The following is a 16,684-nucleotide window of genomic DNA, read 5'->3' on the forward strand; positions in this document are numbered from 1 at the left end:
TCAAATTAAGCAGGTGATAAGATTGACAAATTTTAATCTAGGGGTAGTCTTAGTTCTCTTATCAGCAACGGGGTTTGCCGTGATCCCCTTTTTTGCCATTGAGGCCTATGCTGGTGGAGCTACAGTTACCTCTTTACTTGTTGTACGGTTTCTTATAACAACTGTATTTTTCTTTAGCTATTTATTTTTAACCAATAAAAAACCTATAGTTCAGGACGGTCAAATAAAACATCTATTTCTTTTAGGCGGAGTGCTTTACACCATAATGTCAACCTGTTATTTTGCTTCAGTAAAATATATTCCTGCCTCCCTGGCGGTGTTGCTTTTATACTTATATCCGGTTTTTGTGGCGGTGGGTTCAACGCTATTTGAAAAAGAAAGCTTGACCTCAAAAATTATATTGTCCATAGGTTTCTCTCTCATGGGACTTTTCCTTGTCTTGGGCAATTCCTTTAACCAGATCAATATATATGGAGTCTTGTTGGCCGTTGGTGCTTCCATTTCCTATTCCAGCTATATTTTATTAGGCAATAAGGTAGTAAAACAGATTCCGGTAATGATTACAAGTGCTTACGTTTCCCTATTTGCCTTTACCTCCCTGTTTATTATTGGTCTGGCCACTGGCAACCTTTACTTCAACTTAACCCCAGGGGCCTGGGCAGCCATGGGCGGGGTAGCAGTGTGTTCAACCATTATACCAATGTTTACCTTTTTTAAAGGGATGGATTTAATTGGTTCAACAAGGGCTTCCATTCTGAGTATGATAGAGCCTCTTATTACAATTAGCTTATCTGCCTTGCTGCTAAGTGAACGGTTAACCTTTATTCAGTTGTTTGGTGGACTGATTGTCTTAATTGGTGCGGTACTAGTTGTCTTAGCTCCTAAACCAAGCAAGGTTTCCGAAGCTGCCTAAGGAAATATTTTCTTAAAAGTTTGTAAAAAATGTAACAAACTTAACGTTTCTAAAATTAAAATGTGATAAAATCTTGGGCAATACCATACTTATGGTAATACTGATAAAACGGAGGGATGAAATGTACTCTTTTCGCACAGTTTCAGTGATGCCCGAACTACCTGAAAGAATAAACAGGTTAAGCGAATTGTCCAGAAATCTTTGGTTTAGCTGGCGCCCAAGATCCCAGCAATTATTCAGCAGAGTTGATCGCATACTGTGGGAAAAGGTCGGTCATAACCCGGTTAAGTTCCTGTTGCATGTTGAGGGTGATAAACTAAAAAGGGCTGCTGAGGACCCGGATTACCTAGCTATTTACGATCTAATGATGGAATTTTTTGACCAATATATGAGGCAGGAATCTTGGTTTCAGAGAAATTTTAAGGATCAATCCAATCAATTAGTTGCATACTTTTCGGCGGAATTTGGCGTTCATGAGTCAAATCCCGTTTATAGCGGTGGGCTAGGCCTTCTGGCTGGAGATCATTCCAAGTCAGCCAGTGACCTGGGCATTCCCTTTGTAGGGGTGGGTATTCTTTACAAGCAGGGCTACTTTTGTCAAAAATTAAATCGAGATGGATGGCAGGAAGCCCACTACTCCTTCATGGATTTTAATGAGATGACCGTTACACCCGCCGTTCATCCTAACGGTGAAGAGGTCATTATCAGTATTCAATTGCCCGGTAGAGAGCTTTACATCAAGGTCTGGCAGCTACAGGTGGGACGTATAGTAATTTATTTTTTAGACGCTGACCTGGCCCAAAACAGCCTGGAGGATCGTAGCCTGACGTCCAAGCTATATGGGGGTAACCATGACACAAGAATATCCCAGGAAATTATCCTGGGAATTGGTGGAGTAAAGGCACTGCGGGAATTGGGCATAGCACCAACCGCCTGGCATATTAATGAGGGCCATGCAGCCTTTAGTATCCTGGAGCGAGTGAGGGAACTAGTTCAAAGGGGGATTCCTTTCCACACGGCCTGCGAGGCAGTTCGCTCTTGTACCATTTTTACTACCCATACCCCTGTTCCGGCGGGACATGATGTTTTTAGCTCGGAAATGATCGACCATTATCTTGGACATATGTATGAGAAACTAAGCATTGACCGAAACACACTGATTGGCATGGGTTGGGACGATTTAAGACATGGTTTTAATATGACCAGACTGGCCATGAATAATGCCATTTTCACAAATGGAGTTAGTCAACTGCACGGAAAAGTGACTAAGCAAATGTTTGCTTATCTTTATAAAAGTATCCCCCTTGAGGAGATACCAATTTACTATGTGACCAACGGTGTCCATACTGAGACCTGGGCCGCCCGGGAGATGAAGGAGCTTTTTGAAAAATATATCGGTATGGACTGGATGGATAACATTTCTGACCAGAGCAAATGGAACAAGGTGTATGCTATCCCCGATCAGGAACTGTGGGATACCCATCTAGTATTGAAGGAGCGGATGATTAAGTTTGTACAAAACAACCTTTGCGCTAGAATGGAACGTAACTTCCAACCAATAGAACTGATTAGGGAATGTGCCGGGTATTTAAGCAGGGATGTATTGACCATAGGCTTTGCCCGTCGCTTTGCCACCTACAAAAGGGCCAATCTGCTATTAAGGGATAAGGAGCGTCTCTCAAGGTTGTTAAACAACCCCGAGAGGCCAGTTCAGATCATTTTTGCCGGCAAGGCCCACCCGGCTGATCGCCCGGGGCAGGAAATTATCAAACAAATATATGATTTAAGCAAAGAGGAAGAATTCCGGGGTAAAATTGTACTGGTTGAGAACTATGATATTAATGTGTCCCGCCATCTTTTACAGGGGGTGGATGTGTGGCTTAACACCCCGAGAAGGCCAATGGAGGCCAGCGGCACCAGTGGCCAAAAGGCGGCGGTTAGCGGAGGTATTAATTGCAGCATATTAGATGGCTGGTGGCCGGAAGCCTATAATGGTGAAAATGGCTTTGCCATAGGTACAGAGATTGAGTATGACACAGAGGAAACCCAGGATAGGGAAGACGGCAATTCCCTCTTTGATCTCCTTGAGCAAATCATAGTACCCTATTATTATCGGCGGGTAGATGGGATTCCCAGGGAGTGGGTTAGCCGCATGAAAAATTGCTTGGCCACCATACCCTGGAGGTTTAGCACCGAACGGATGGTTAAGGAATATACCCGGAGGTTTTATCTTCCTGCGGCATTAAAGGGCAGGTTATATGCTGCCGAGGGATTTAGACTAGCAAGGGAAATGCAAGAACATAAAGGCTTTATCAGATGTAATTGGCATCAGGTCTACTTCAAGGGACAAAGGGTGGAGCAGCCTAAGGAATTAAAATTGGGGGATCATATCTATATCCAGACTGATGTATCCCTTGGGCCGATTAAGCCAACTGATGTCGTGGTGGAGGTTGTCTACGGCAATGTGGGAGATCACGGTCTCACCAATATCATGTTAATGCCACTGGCCTTAATGGAAGAGTTAGGTGACGGAGTCTATCGCTATGAAACAAATCTGGTGCTAATCCAAGGAACTTCAGGCTATACCCTGCGTATTCGCCCCCATAATTCAAACTTCGAATATCCCTTTGAGCTACCGCTGGTAAAATGGATCGATAATATCTAATACAAGCGAAAACCGGGCCTCGCCCGGTTTTTCAGCCTGTTGAAAAAGATTCAACTGGGTTTTAATAATCCCGAACAGCGACATTCGAAGCAGTGGAAACAGCGCTTCGCGAAGCTGAGGATGCGAAAATGGGTGAGCGGACATGGATGTCCGCGAAAGCCTGAGGTAAACACGATGTTTACTCGAAGGCGGCCCATTTTCGCCCGAAGCAAGCGATTAGCGCTGTCCACTGCGGAGAGAGGAGTCGTGAGGGATTATTAAAACCCGAATATAGGTAGTTTCTCGACAATCTGAAAAACCGGGCCTTACCCGGTTTTTGCTGCTTAGGAGAACTTTTTTAATATATTCATAAATTCATCCATAGATTTATTTATATCTTCACCTTGACCGATACTCTCCTCTATTGAGTCGGCCAAATGGCAAGCCAGCACAGAAAAACCCACTCTGTTTACCGCCGCTTTAATGGCTGCAAGCTGAATTACCACCTCACTGCAGTCCCTGTTATCTGTGATCATTTTCTGTACCCCTCTGATCTGACCTTCGATTTTTTTAAGCCGGGATAACATTTCCTTTTGAAGCTCTTGATGCTTGCTTAGATCCTCACTCATGGGGCACCTCCTAAATAAATTATAATACCATACCGGGGTATGGTATTATAATACTACTCTGTATAAATTACGTCAAATTTTGTGAAAGTGCTTGAAGGTAAGGGATAAATTTGGCAGAGGATCTAGAATGGTGTTAAATTGCAGTGGTCAGGGGCATTATTTTATAATACAATAAATTCTGTGGTTACCAAAGAAAAGAGCTTTTGTTTAAAGGAGATATGTCTGAATGGAAAAGTTATTTGAGAAAATGAAAGAATATCTGGGGATGGAGGATGAAATTCCTTTTGAGGAATTTGAAGCCTATTACCAGGAGGTTATTGCCTTCCTGACAGGTCATCACCAGGGACTTGATAAGGAGGATGCACTAAAAAGCCGGTTTATTTTATCTATCCTGGTATCAAACAGCGGCGAAAGGGCTAAAAGGAATAAAAATTTAGCCAAAAAATATAAAAAGATGGGCGAGAAGTGCACCTTCTGGGTTGAGGCCATGGACTATAGGCTTCTAAAGCAGGGGATGAACAAGCAGCAGATATTACAGGCTGAGAAAGAAATCAGCGATTCCATCTAAAGCAAAAGAGCAGGGGACTTTAATCCCCTGCCTTTATTTCGCCGATTTTCTGCCCCATTGTTACTTCCATACCCGGTGCAAGGTTTTCCATAGGCTTAAAGGTTTTGCCTTGGAAGATTAAAATAACCGTAGACCCAAACTCAAATCTTCCTATTTCCGCACCCCTATTTATATCCTGTCCTTCTTGAAAGCTTGAAACAATTTTACCAACTCCCAGGGCTCCAACCTTGATCAAACAAAAGCGGATGCCTTCAGGGGTTTCAAAAATACTGCATGTACGCCTGTTTTTGGCAAATAAATCCTTGATGGTAGAAACCCCCAGCTCATTAACGGGAAAAACCTGTCCGGGAATGAAGCGGTGTTTTATTGTGCGTCCTTCGTGGGGCATGTGTATTCTATGGTAGTTTTTGGGGCTTAAGTAGATGTTTAAGTAAAAGCCATCCTGAAATTCTTCTGCCGGGAGTCCTGCAAGGAGCTCCCTTAAGGAATAGCTGTTGTTCTTAGCCAAAATAACCTTGCCCTGATTAGCGAAACCTAAATCAGCAATTCGACCGTCAACGGGACTTACCACTGCTCCCTCCTCCTGGTTAATTGGCCTTAGTGACGGGCAGATATCCCGTACGAAGAACTCGGTAAGACTGTTGAACTGGCTGTCCTGTCTAACTTCCTCCTGGTTTATTTTGTACAACTTGATATATGGCTTTATTAAATGTTTGCTTAACCTGCTGCCGGCAGCTAAATCAAAAAGCTTGCCAAGGGATTGCCTCGAAATGGTGTGGACTACAATTTTTTTAAATAAGGTCATTTACCCCATCCTTTAAATTAGATGATAATATATTAATCCTACTCTTCTATTATTATAATGATTAATTACACACCAGTCCATTCCTAAACCATGTCATGTGGATTAACATTATGAAGGATGAAAAATTTTCCTTTGACAGGAAGGTGGTTTATAAAGTAAAATTTTCTTTCTAGGGGGTGATATAAATGTTGTTCTTTGAACCTGAAATATATTTGAGAGTAGTTGCTTCTATGATAGCCGGCATAATAATTGGTTTGGAAAGGACCGTTTATAATAAACCCGCTGGAATCAGAACCTTTTCCCTGGTTAGTGTTGGATCCACCCTGATTACCCTTGTATCAATTTATGGTGCTGAGAAACTGGGCTTTACCAACGCTATGGCAGACCCCCTGAGGATTACTGCCCAAATCGTCAGCGGTATTGGTTTTCTGGGAGCGGGTGTAATTTGGAGCAGCAAGAACGGGGGACAAAAACACGGGGTAACTACCGCAGCAGAATTATGGGTTGCCTCGGCCATAGGGATGGCCTTAGGTGTAGGAATGTATGACCTGGCCATTTTGGTTGTTGTATGTATTTTCTTTACAATATTTGTGGGTAGGAAGCTTGACGACTATGTTACAAGGCGAGATAAAAAGTCGGTAAATTCTCAAAGTATTTAGGCAAAATTTAAAAATATATGAAACTAATGTTTTACTTTTTATCCAGGAGAGGGTACAATACAAGTAGAGCTCAAGTAATAGGTCTAGTGAGGTCCAGTTCATTTATCCTTCTCAACTGCTTGAATGGTAAGGGAGGTCAAGATAAGTGAATCCCCTAAACCATTTTGGGCAATCTAATTCGAGGAGGATTTTCCATGTACCAAGACAAAACCCTAAATTGCCGCGACTGTGGCACCGACTTCACTTTTTCCGCTTCTGAGCAAGAGTTTTATGCCGAGAAAGGCTTCACCAATGAGCCTGGTCGTTGCCCCCAGTGCAGAGCTGCTCGTAAGCAAAGAAACAACGGTGGTGGCTTTGGTGGTCGCAGCCAGCGTCCCCAGCGTGAAATGTTTGCAGCTACCTGTGCAGCCTGCGGTATCGAAACCGAAGTTCCTTTCCGTCCCAGTGGCGACCGTCCGGTTTACTGCCGTGACTGCTTTTCTAGAAACAGCCGTTACTAGAATATAAGGTTTCATAGAAACTTTTATAAAAAACTCCTTCCTATTGTGGGAAGGAGTTTTTTGTGACTATAATTACTTTACACGGGTGATGGAAGTATAATCCTTGTAATGCTTAGTGCATTCTAGGAGCAGAAGGGGTAGAGATATTAGATAGGGCTTGTCCAGCTTCGTTTTGGTAGATATTCTCTGTGGCTAAATCACCCAGGGCTACGATGCCTGCTAATTTTCCATTGTCAATCACCGGCAATCTTCTGATTTGACGCTGAGCCATTAGATTGGCGGCCTCATGGACGTCCATACTTGAATCACCTGTTACAACATCTGAGGTCATCACACTTTGAACAGCTGTGCTCTGGGGATTGTGGCCCTGGGATACTGCCCTTAGAGTAATATCTCTGTCTGTAATAATGCCAACACATGTACCGTCCTCTACTACCGGGATAGAACCTACATTATGCTGGCTCATCAATTCTGCAGCTTCTTTAACGGTTTGTTTAGGGCTAATCGTGGCAACACTTTGGGTCATGATATCTTTTAATGAACGATTCATATTTAATCCCCCCAAAAATTAATTTACTACACCCTTTAATTATGTTCCCATGATTGGCGGCATTAATGCATGGTGTGCTGCTATTTTAGTAATCCATTCTTTGGCTTTGAAAAAATATTTGATAAAAGTTTTTTGGTATTGTATTATGCTAAAACTAATGATAGAATATGTTGCATACAAGGGGAGTAGCTTTAACCTCAAGGTCGTCATTGCACAGGGTAACACCTCGGCCTTGCTGGACGCTTAGTTAGCCAGACTTTGTCAATGAATTTCATTGGCAGAGTCTTTTTGTTTTTGGGCAAGCTAATGTTAATGATTTAGGGAGGGTTTAGGGATGGAATTACAGTTTTTAGGAGCGTTACTAACCATCATTGTAATTGACATTGTATTAGGCGGGGATAATGCCATTATCATTGCCATGGCCAGCAAGAACTTACCTGTCGAGCAAAGGAAAAAGGCTATTATCTGGGGGACCTTCGGGGCAGTTGCCATTAGGGCGGCGTTAACGGTGGTGGCATTGCAGCTATTAAAGATACCCCTGTTACAGTTTGTTGGTGGGTTGCTCCTCGTATGGATTGCTCTAAAGCTACTCAAACAGGATCATCAATGTGATGTTAATGTAAAGGCTGGCTGTACCTTGAGGGAAGCAATCCAAACAATTATTATTGCAGACGTGGTTATGGGTGTGGATAACGTGCTGGCCATAGCTGGAGCGGCCCACGGCAGTGTTACTCTGGTAATAATGGGATTAGCCATTAGTGTTCCCATCATTGTATGGGGAAGTACTTTGGTATTAAAATTAATGGATAGATACCCAATAGTTACTCAGATTGGTGCAGGAGTGTTGGCCTGGACGGCCGGAAGTATGATTAGCCATGATAGAATTATTAACCAACAACTGGCCGGACATATCCCCTTTCAAAATATAATTATACCGGCATTAATTGTAGTCACAGTATTAAGTATAGGTAATAGAAAAAATCTTTTGCCCAAAATTAAGAGATTAAGCGGGGGAAATGCATAAATAAAAAAAGGACAGGCATAATTCCTGTCCTTTAAAATCCCTACATAGCAGCAACCGCTTTAGGGAGTGTATTATCTCTTCTTAGAAGGTAAAGACGATTATCTTCCAGTTGATACATTAGGGGAGCAACCAGAACTTTAGGATAGCGGCTACGTAATCTTTGTGCTTCAGTCATGACAAAATCTAACTCGTTGCCTATCTCAAACATTGGAGCAAAATGATCAAAATGATCTTGGGCTGCCTTAGGGTCCCAGCCAACATCCACCAGGCCCTTAACGAATCTTTCTTCTTTAGCCTTTAAATTAGCCATGCCGCAATTGTTATGACCGATGAGGGCAATGGCCCTTACACCACCAACGGCAACTGCATAGGAAACTTTAAATTCAGAGGTTCTTAAATTTCCAGCTCCAGTTCTAATGACATAGGCAAAGTTTTCGGGAATATGAAGGCGCTTTCGATTATCCATACACATGCCAACAAGAAGTTTTGCATGATCATATTTTGTGTCAAAGGTTTTATGAAAGTTATGATATTCAATTAAATCTCCGATGGGAGTACCCAAGTATTGGGGGAAAATATCTTCCTTTGTGTTTATTGGCACAATCTGGGCCATAATGTCTCCTCCTTATTTACCGTCTAGAACCTGTTATATCACCTCCTAAGTTAACCTTTTTTTATAATTTAACAGAAAAAATAAGCAATGTCCAACATTATTTGTCACTACAATATATAAATAAACTAAAAAATTTGTCACTAAGGTAGGACGGAGGCAAAAAAAATTGACACTAGGGGAGTTAGCTTGTATCCAAGATAACATGCTCAATTAACTGTGTATACAGGAAAATTATTGGTTATTGACGAATATATTGAGGAAAATTAGAGATAACACGGGGATAAAGCAAATGAAAATATCATCCTTTGGCAATAAACAATCTCTTCCCAAATCAACAGCACAAAAAACAGAGATTTCAAAAGTGGGACAGGCCTTTTCCAACCTCTTGGATAACGCCGAGAGGGAAGGTACCCAGGGCCAGCTAATGGAAATGGTGGAAAAAATTAAGGCTGCCGGCTCCAGGCTGAAGATGTCTGCCACAGAGGCAAACATTAGGGATTATAAGGAATTAATCAAGGAATACCTGTCCTATGTTTTAAAGAATTTTTATAAGCTTAAGCATGATAGAAGCATTAATTACAGTACGGTTTTTACCAGGGTAGAGATTATAAACAAGGAAGTTGATGAGCTGACTCAAAAACTTCTGGGGCAGGAAAGGGACAATTTAGATATTGTGGCAGAGGTAGATAGGATAGCGGGATTAATATTAGATGTATATAGTTAATTTAACTCCAAGTGGTGATTTGCCATGGTAATTATAATAGATAACTATGATTCCTTTATTTACAATCTTTATCAACAGGTGCTGGAATTAGGTGTTGAGGTGTCGGTCTATAGAAATGACTCCATTGATTGTCATAGGTTAGAAGAGCTAAAGCCCAGCCATATTATCATTTCTCCTGGCCCCTGCTCCCCTGATCAGGCGGGTATTTCTGTGGAGGTAATAGGTTATTTTGCCGGTCGAGTACCGATTTTAGGAGTATGCCTTGGTCACCAGGCTATTGGTCAGGCCTTTGGGGGCAGGGTTGTGCGTGCCGTTCAAGTAATGCATGGCCTGGAATCGGCCATTTACCATGACCAAAAGACCATCTATAAGGGTATGAGTATACCTTTTATGGCTGGAAGATATCATTCCCTCTGTGTTGAAGGGGATTCCTTACCACCTGAGTTGGAGGTCTCGGCCTGGACAGCTGAAGGGGAAATAATGGGTTTTCGCCATGAGAGATATACAGTGGAAGGGGTTCAGTTTCATCCAGAATCCATATTGACTCCGGAAGGAATTAATCTGATTAAAAACTTTTTGAAGATAACGGGTGGTATGAGGCATGGGGCGGACAGCCTTAATTAAAGAGATTTTTTTGGACAAATCTATTGAAGAATTTTACCAGTGTATAGTGGAATTACCCTATTGTTTCTTGTTAGATTCAGGTCTGGCCACTGGTGGGGGAAGGTATTCCTTTATGGGAGCAGATCCCTTTGCTGTTATACATTCCAAGGCTGGAAAGACCACCTTAGCTCAAAGTTTCGGCAGTAGGCTAGTTAATATTTCAGTTCAGCAAGATAATCCTTTGGATGTAATGGCAGATATTTTTAATAGCTTCCCCCCCCTGGAGGTTGAAGAGAAAATTCCATTTTCCGGCGGGGGGGTTGGCTTTTTTAGCTATGACCTGGGTAGACAGCTGGAACGGATGCCGGAGCTAGCAGCAGATGATTTAAATACACCAGATCTTATTTTTGGCCTGTTTGATGTCATTTTGGTTGTAGATCAGCTCGAGAACAGAAAATATATTGTATCCACCGGATATCCGGAAAAGTTAGAGAAAAATGCAACTAATAGGGCTATGCTAAGGTCGGAATGGCTGCAGGGCCAGCTGGCAAAAAGTCCAGGGCTGAAAAAAAGCCGGGGAAATAATAGTCCTGTCAAGGTCCAAGCCAACTTTAACAGGCAGTCATACATAAAAAATGTAGGTCAAGCTATTGAACATATATTATCCGGGGACATCTTTCAGGTTAACCTATCCCAAAGATTTACCATGGAATCAGAAATCAGCGGATGGCAATTATATAAAGATTTAAAAAGGATAAGCCCGGCGCCCTTTGCGGCATATCTTAATTTTGGGGATATTGAGGTTATCTCCTCCTCGCCGGAAAGATTCCTGAGGGTAGAACAATACGGGGGAGTTGAGACTTGTCCCATCAAGGGAACCAGGCCCAGGGCAAGCAACCCAGCCGAAGATTTGAGCAATTACAAGCAACTACTGGAAAGTCAAAAGGACAGGGCAGAGTTAACGATGATAGTTGATTTAGCAAGGAGTGACTTAGGGAGAGTATGCCGCCCAGGTACCATTAGGGCAGAGCTGCCCTACTGCATCGAACCTTTCCCCACGGTTTTTCATCTAGTGGCTACCGTTAAAGGTTCATTAATACCAGGGAAAAATATTTTTGATTTACTAAAGGCTTCCTTTCCAGGTGGCTCCATCACCGGAGCACCAAAAATAAAAGCTATGGAAATCATTGAATGTTTGGAGCCTGTTCGGCGGGGGATTTATACAGGGTCCCTTGGCTATATTGGATTTGACGGCAGGGCGGACTTGAATATTGTCATCCGCACCATTATCAAGGTGGGGGGCAAATATTACTTCCAGGTGGGGGGAGGTATAACTGCCAAGTCCAACCCGGAGGATGAGTATAATGAAACCTTGGATAAAGCTAGGGCGCTGCTGAGGGCGTTGAAATTTGAAGGGAGCATATATGATGGTCCATATGTCTATTAATGGGAGACTGTTATTGGATGAAAATAATCTGTTATCTCCATTATCCTGGGCCTGTTCCTATGGCTACGGGCTTTTCGAAACAATTTTAGTTCAAATGGGAAGGCCGTTATTTTTAAAGCAGCATCTTCAAAGGATGGCGGAATCTGCAGATGCCTTGGGATTATTCATGCCTGCAAAGGAAGTATTAAATAATTGGATAGAAGAGCTATTAATAGAGGCGACATTAAGAACGGGGCGCTTAAAGATTAGTTTGCTGGGAGATAAAAAAGCAGCAGGAGAGGACAAATTACAGACAAATACCTTATTAATTTTGCAGGAAGGAATTATCTATCAGGCTGATTTATATGAGCTAGGTGTGGAAATTGGTCTCCTTGGACTGAGCAAGAATGAACAGTCTCATCTAGTTAGACATAAAACTCTAAATTATATGGAGAATATTTTAGCCAGAGAGCAGGCTAATGGGCAGGGTTGGTTCGAAGGATTATTTGTAAATAGCCAGCAAAGGGTTTGTGAAGGAACTATCAGTAACATCTTTATAGTTAAAGATGGCATTATAAAAACTCCCGGCCCAAGGGAAGGTCTATTATCTGGTGTAACAAGACAGCTAATTATTGATTTGGCTCAGGACAACCTACTTCCCTGTGTAGAGACAAAAATTTACCCGGGGGAGTTAATTGGAGGAGAAGAGCTGTTTATAACAAACTCTTTGATGGGTGTAATGCCTGTTACAAAATTTGCAGGCACCCCAATTGGTAAAGGGGTGCCCGGAAGGGTAACTTCTTCAATTAGAAAAATATATCAGGAGTTGCTGGACAAGGAAATCCAGGCTTAATTACTATCTATTTTCTTATTACCCTGCACATCGGCTTCTACAGCCTCAGTTATAACCTTTGTTCTGCCAAACATGTCATGTAAACCACGGCCATATTGGAGAATTAATAAAATGGTGGCTATCATCCAAATGGTCCAGCCTGTTTTTATCCAGCTATGGGTTAGCAGGTAAATGGGATAAAGATTAAAGGTCAATTCCCTGATAAGGTAGTGAAAAATATTTAGTTTGCCTCCCTCGTAGGAGACAACTCTAATTTTCATGAAACGCTTACCTACTGTCTGGCCATCCCACAGGTAATTTAGCAATACCACATAAACTAGAAGTATACCGCCGGCAATAGGTTCTATCATGGTCTGGTCTCCCCCGCCAAACCAAAGGAAGAAGGGAACTGTCACAATTACCTTATCAATTATCCTGGCTATCAGACGTGGAAAAGGTGTTGCAATATTACTATTGGCCATTAACTTCTCCCCCCACTTATGAAATCCCCTAAAAGAAACTAATACCAAGGTACCAAATTAATTTAATTTGTGCAACTAACTAGTGAAAAAAATATCAAGAAAAGCCTGGTAATTGTTGAATTATAAATTTTGTCTTGCAAGCTAAACTTATAAATTTTGTCATATATTTTTAACAAATTTTTGCTAACATGCTGTTACGTAGTCAAATACAAGGGGGAGTTTTATCTTATGGAGTTGGATGCGTTATTGTTATCCAGAATTCAGTTTGCCATGACCATTGGTTTTCACTTTATTTTTCCGCCCCTTACCATTGGCCTGGCCTGGCTGATTGTTGCATTACAAACTAAATATCTGAGAACAGGGGATGAACTTTACAATAGGATATCTCGTTTTTGGATTAAGCTATTTGCCATCAGCTTTGTGATGGGTGTGGCCTCTGGGGTGGTTATGGAATTTCAGTTCGGCACAAACTGGTCGGAATATTCTCGTTTTGTTGGGGATATTTTTGGTGCACCCCTTGCAGCAGAGGGGATATTTGCCTTTTTCCTGGAGTCGGCCTTTGTAGGAGTCCTTGTCTGGGGGGCCGATAGGGTTTCTAAAAGGTTTTATTGGTTTTCTTCACTGATGGTTGCCCTAGGCTCAACCTTTTCGGCCTTTTGGATTATTGTGGCCAACTCCTGGCAGCAAACTCCTGCCGGTTTTCACATCGTTAACGGACGGGCGGAATTAACGGATTTCTGGGCGGCTGTCTTTAATCCATCCACCATCCCCAGGTATCTACATACCATGGACGGGGCCATTATTACCGGAGCCTTCTTTATGCTGGGGATAAGTGCCCTCTACCTATTAAGGGGAAAACACCGGGAATTTGCCAAGTATTCATTGAAACTATCCCTGGTGGTAGCCCTGGCTGCCTCCCTGCTTCAAGGGGCCCTGGGACATTACCACGCGGTGCAGGTGGCAGAGACACAGCCTGCAAAACTGGCTGCCTTTGAAGGACTTTTTGAAACCCAGCAGGGTGCGCCGTTGATTATTTTTGGCATACCGGATGCTGAGGCGGGTAGAACTAAAATGGAAATTGCCCTGCCCAAGATGTTAAGCTTTGTGGCCTTTGGGGATTTTAATGCAGAAGTAAAGGGATTAAATGATTTCCCCCGGGATGAATGGCCGCCCCTGGCTATGACCTTTTATCCCTTCCATCTTATGGTCGCCCTGGGGTTGTATTTTATTGCTTTAACATGCTGGGGTTTCTGGCTTTTAATAAGGAATAAGCTTTATGACAACCCACTATTCTTAAAATTAGCCTTTTTCTCCATACCATTGCCCTTTATCACCAATGAACTGGGCTGGATTGCTGCAGAGGTAGGACGTCAGCCTTGGGTTGTCTATAATTTACTGAGAACTGCAGACGGGGTGTCTATTACTGTGCCGGCATACCAGATCCTTTTTTCCATCATTATGTTTGCTTTAATCTATGTGGTGCTATTTTCTGTTTGGATCTTCTTGCTGCGCAAGAAAATTAACCTGGGTCCCGATATGCAAGGGAAAGGAACTGGGGCTGATAAGGGGGTTACAGTATGACCACATTACAGATTATCTGGTTTTTTCTGATAGCGGTTTTAATTACCGGCTATGCTCTGTTGGATGGCTTTGACCTGGGAGTAGGGAACCTCCACCTGTTGACTAAAGGTGAGCAGGAGCGGGGGCAAATGTTTTACTCCATTGGTCCCTTTTGGGATGCCAACCAGGTTTGGCTGTTAACGGGTGGAGGAGCTATTTTTGCAGCCTTTCCCATGGTCTATGCCACTGTCTTTAGTGGGTTCTATATGGCCCTTATGCTTTTGCTCTTTGCCCTAATTTTCCGAGCAGTTTCCATCGAATTTCAGCACCAGCTGCCTTCCCCTAGGTGGAGAAGGGTTTGGGATTGGGGCTTTAGTTTAGGAAGCATTCTGCCATCAATTCTTTTGGGGGTTGCAGTGGGAAATTTACTTAGGGGTATTCCCTTGGATGCCAGTGGAAACTTTGCAGGTTCCTTTATAGGCCTGCTGAATCCCTACTCTGTTTTTTTGGGACTATTTAGTTTAGCTATGTTTACCATGCATGGGGCAGCCTTTTTAATGGTTGAAAATGTGGGAGAGCTTAAGGCTAAGGCCAGGGGCTGGGCGAGAAATTCCTGGCTGGCCTATGTTTTTCTCTTTATTATTGCCACAGCCTGGAGTTATGTCTCTAGTCCGGGGCTGTTTGTAAACTTCTTCAATTATCCTATACTTTGGATTTTCCCTCTGGCAGCAGTAGCAGGAATGGCCTATTTTCCGGTGGCCCTGAAAGGGCAGTCAAATTCAAGGCCAGTATTGACCTCAGGCCTTTCGATTATCGGGATACTGGGTATTGTAGGAGGCAGCCTTTTTCCCTACCTTGTTCCGGCCAGTAATAATCCCCAGTATGGGTTAACCATCTTTAATTCCTCTTCCTCTGAACTGACCCTAACTGTTATGCTGATTTTGGCCCTTATTGGCATGCCGTTAGTTTTGGGCTATACAGGATATATTTACTATAAGTTTCTGGGGGGCTCAAAGGTTGCCAGACTTAGAAAGCAGACTCCAATTAGCGGTTAATAGGGTCTTTTGAATAATATTTCGGCTTTAAAAACACATGGTTTTGGCAAGATTATAGATAAAGTCTGAAGGAGAAACCAGGGGGAGCTTACTTGAAAAAAATAGCACTACTTCTAGCCCTAGCTCTAGCTCTATCTATTATTTTTGTGGGGTGTACCTCGAAGGTTAAGGACACCTCAGCCGCTATGGACAGAATTGTTGTTTATACCAGTATTTATCCTCTCTATGACTTCACCGGCAAAGTTGGGGGCAATAGAATAGCTTTGAAAAATATAATTCCCCCCGGGGGGGAGCCCCACGGGTGGGAACCGGCACCCAGGGATATTGCCAGGATGTCCGGTGCTGATGTTTTAATCCTTTGTGGGGCAGGAATGGAGACCTGGGCCAGTAGGGTCTTTGATAACTTGGATAATTCTAAGACCATAGTTGTGGATTCTAGCCTTAATGTAAACCTTATTAAACAATCCCCTGAACATGGACATGACCATAATACCTACAGCGACCCACATATATGGCTGGATCCCCTAAATGCCCAAATAATGGTGGATAACATTACCGCCGCCTTGGTTCAGGCTGATGATGCCAACAAAGCTTTTTACCAGCAGAATGCCCTAAGTTTTAAAAAGGAACTAGAAAAGCTGCATTTGGAATATAAGGATAACCTGGCCAACACTAGGATAAAGGAGTTCATCACTTCCCACGAGGCCTTTGGCTATCTGGCAAAACGCTATGGCCTGAACCAGGTGGCAATTCGAGGAGTCTCCCCGGAGCTTGAGCCAAGCCCTGCTGTTATGGCCAGGATAATTAATATAGCCAGGGAAAAGGAGATCAAGCATATCTTTTTTGAGGGGCTTGTCAGCCCAAAGGTGGCTGAAGCCCTAGCCAGGGAAGTTGGGGCAGAAACTTTATTACTGGACCCCTTGGACGGGATGACAGAAACAGAGATAAAGGCTGGACAGGATTACCTGTATGGAATGAGGGAAAATCTGCAGAATCTAAAAAAGGCTTTAAACTAGCTTTCTCAAAGGGGCACTTATCAATCTTCTTGGTAAGTGCTATTTTTATGTTATATAGAAAAGTATATTTAGGTATGACTT

Annotated in this window: 18 protein-coding genes; 13 read left to right on the top strand and 5 right to left on the bottom strand. The window is 42.8% G+C overall.

The window, feature by feature from the left end; genetic code table 11:
- The first annotated feature begins 22 nt into the window (after positions 1–22).
- Positions 23–913, top strand: a complete 891-nt coding sequence (locus tag P6N53_RS06720) for a DMT family transporter (RefSeq protein ID WP_304542037.1) — start codon at positions 23–25, stop codon at positions 911–913.
- A gap of 121 nt (positions 914–1,034) precedes the next feature.
- Positions 1,035–3,578 carry an alpha-glucan family phosphorylase gene (gene glgP, locus P6N53_RS06725; RefSeq protein ID WP_304542038.1) on the top strand — a complete coding sequence of 848 codons (2,544 nt, stop codon included), beginning with the start codon at positions 1,035–1,037 and terminating at the stop codon, positions 3,576–3,578.
- Between the two features lie 323 nt (positions 3,579–3,901).
- On the opposite strand, the gene P6N53_RS06730 is transcribed toward glgP, so the two are convergent.
- The gene (locus P6N53_RS06730; protein ID WP_304542039.1) at positions 3,902–4,186 is read right to left on the bottom strand and encodes a metal-sensitive transcriptional regulator; all 285 of its coding nucleotides are present in this window, start codon (positions 4,184–4,186) and stop codon (positions 3,902–3,904) included.
- Between the two features lie 226 nt (positions 4,187–4,412).
- Between P6N53_RS06730 and P6N53_RS06735 the strand changes: the two genes are divergently transcribed.
- Positions 4,413–4,754 (top strand): hypothetical protein, encoded by a 342-nt coding sequence (locus tag P6N53_RS06735; RefSeq protein ID WP_304542040.1) that lies wholly within the window; start codon positions 4,413–4,415, stop codon positions 4,752–4,754.
- A gap of 19 nt (positions 4,755–4,773) precedes the next feature.
- Here P6N53_RS06735 and asd read toward each other — a convergent pair whose 3' ends face one another.
- Complete coding sequence (gene asd / locus P6N53_RS06740) at positions 4,774–5,559, bottom strand: archaetidylserine decarboxylase (RefSeq protein ID WP_304542041.1); 786 nt, start codon at positions 5,557–5,559, stop codon at positions 4,774–4,776.
- A gap of 185 nt (positions 5,560–5,744) precedes the next feature.
- Between asd and P6N53_RS06745 the strand changes: the two genes are divergently transcribed.
- Positions 5,745–6,218, top strand: a complete 474-nt coding sequence (locus P6N53_RS06745; RefSeq protein ID WP_304542042.1) for an MgtC/SapB family protein — start codon at positions 5,745–5,747, stop codon at positions 6,216–6,218.
- A gap of 194 nt (positions 6,219–6,412) precedes the next feature.
- Positions 6,413–6,718, top strand: a complete 306-nt coding sequence (locus tag P6N53_RS06750) for a zinc-ribbon domain containing protein (RefSeq protein WP_304542043.1) — start codon at positions 6,413–6,415, stop codon at positions 6,716–6,718.
- Positions 6,719–6,830: 112 nt separating this feature from the next.
- On the opposite strand, the gene P6N53_RS06755 is transcribed toward P6N53_RS06750, so the two are convergent.
- Positions 6,831–7,268: a CBS domain-containing protein gene (locus tag P6N53_RS06755; protein ID WP_304542044.1), complete on the bottom strand. Its 438-nt coding sequence runs from the start codon at positions 7,266–7,268 to the stop codon at positions 6,831–6,833.
- A gap of 334 nt (positions 7,269–7,602) precedes the next feature.
- Between P6N53_RS06755 and P6N53_RS06760 the strand changes: the two genes are divergently transcribed.
- Positions 7,603–8,292 carry a TerC family protein gene (locus P6N53_RS06760; RefSeq protein WP_304542045.1) on the top strand — a complete coding sequence of 230 codons (690 nt, stop codon included), beginning with the start codon at positions 7,603–7,605 and terminating at the stop codon, positions 8,290–8,292.
- A 40-nt stretch (positions 8,293–8,332) separates the two neighbouring features.
- Here the strand turns inward: P6N53_RS06760 and P6N53_RS06765 are convergent, their stop codons facing one another.
- On the bottom strand, positions 8,333–8,905 hold the full coding sequence (locus P6N53_RS06765; protein WP_304542046.1) for a carbonic anhydrase: 573 nt from the start codon (positions 8,903–8,905) through the stop codon (positions 8,333–8,335).
- 289 nt (positions 8,906–9,194) lie between these two features.
- Here P6N53_RS06765 and P6N53_RS06770 point away from each other — a divergent pair, with 289 nt between their 5' ends.
- Genes P6N53_RS06770 through P6N53_RS06785 form a run of 4 tightly spaced genes read left to right on the top strand, consistent with a single transcriptional unit; the run spans position 9,195 to position 12,511 of the window.
- A complete protein-coding gene (locus P6N53_RS06770) occupies positions 9,195–9,629 on the top strand; it encodes a YaaR family protein (protein ID WP_304542047.1) in 435 nt (144 codons plus the stop codon).
- Between the two features lie 24 nt (positions 9,630–9,653).
- Positions 9,654–10,253: an anthranilate synthase component II gene (locus P6N53_RS06775; RefSeq protein WP_304542048.1), complete on the top strand. Its 600-nt coding sequence runs from the start codon at positions 9,654–9,656 to the stop codon at positions 10,251–10,253.
- Positions 10,231–11,679: an aminodeoxychorismate synthase component I gene (gene pabB, locus P6N53_RS06780; RefSeq protein WP_304542049.1), complete on the top strand. Its 1,449-nt coding sequence runs from the start codon at positions 10,231–10,233 to the stop codon at positions 11,677–11,679. Before P6N53_RS06775 ends, pabB begins: the two co-directional genes overlap by 23 nt.
- A gap of 13 nt (positions 11,680–11,692) precedes the next feature.
- Entirely contained in the window at positions 11,693–12,511 is an 819-nt protein-coding gene (locus tag P6N53_RS06785) for an aminotransferase class IV (protein WP_304542050.1), read from the top strand.
- Here the strand turns inward: P6N53_RS06785 and P6N53_RS06790 are convergent.
- A complete protein-coding gene (locus P6N53_RS06790; RefSeq protein ID WP_304542051.1) occupies positions 12,508–12,972 on the bottom strand; it encodes an RDD family protein in 465 nt (154 codons plus the stop codon). The genes P6N53_RS06785 and P6N53_RS06790 overlap by 4 nt on opposite strands.
- 228 nt (positions 12,973–13,200) lie before the next feature.
- Here P6N53_RS06790 and P6N53_RS06795 point away from each other — a divergent pair, with 228 nt between their 5' ends.
- The 3 genes from P6N53_RS06795 (at position 13,201) to P6N53_RS06805 (ending at position 16,603) form a co-directional block, all read left to right on the top strand.
- Positions 13,201–14,553 (top strand): cytochrome ubiquinol oxidase subunit I, encoded by a 1,353-nt coding sequence (locus P6N53_RS06795; RefSeq protein WP_304542052.1) that lies wholly within the window; start codon positions 13,201–13,203, stop codon positions 14,551–14,553.
- Positions 14,550–15,587: a cytochrome d ubiquinol oxidase subunit II gene (gene cydB, locus P6N53_RS06800; RefSeq protein ID WP_304542053.1), complete on the top strand. Its 1,038-nt coding sequence runs from the start codon at positions 14,550–14,552 to the stop codon at positions 15,585–15,587. Before P6N53_RS06795 ends, cydB begins: the two co-directional genes overlap by 4 nt.
- A 92-nt stretch (positions 15,588–15,679) precedes the next feature.
- Complete coding sequence (locus P6N53_RS06805) at positions 15,680–16,603, top strand: metal ABC transporter substrate-binding protein (protein WP_304542054.1); 924 nt, start codon at positions 15,680–15,682, stop codon at positions 16,601–16,603.
- Positions 16,604–16,684: the final 81 nt, after the last annotated feature.

The organism is Desulforamulus aquiferis (genome assembly GCF_030577015.1).
GTDB classification, from domain to species: Bacteria; Bacillota; Desulfotomaculia; order Desulfotomaculales; family Desulfotomaculaceae; genus Desulfotomaculum; species Desulfotomaculum aquiferis.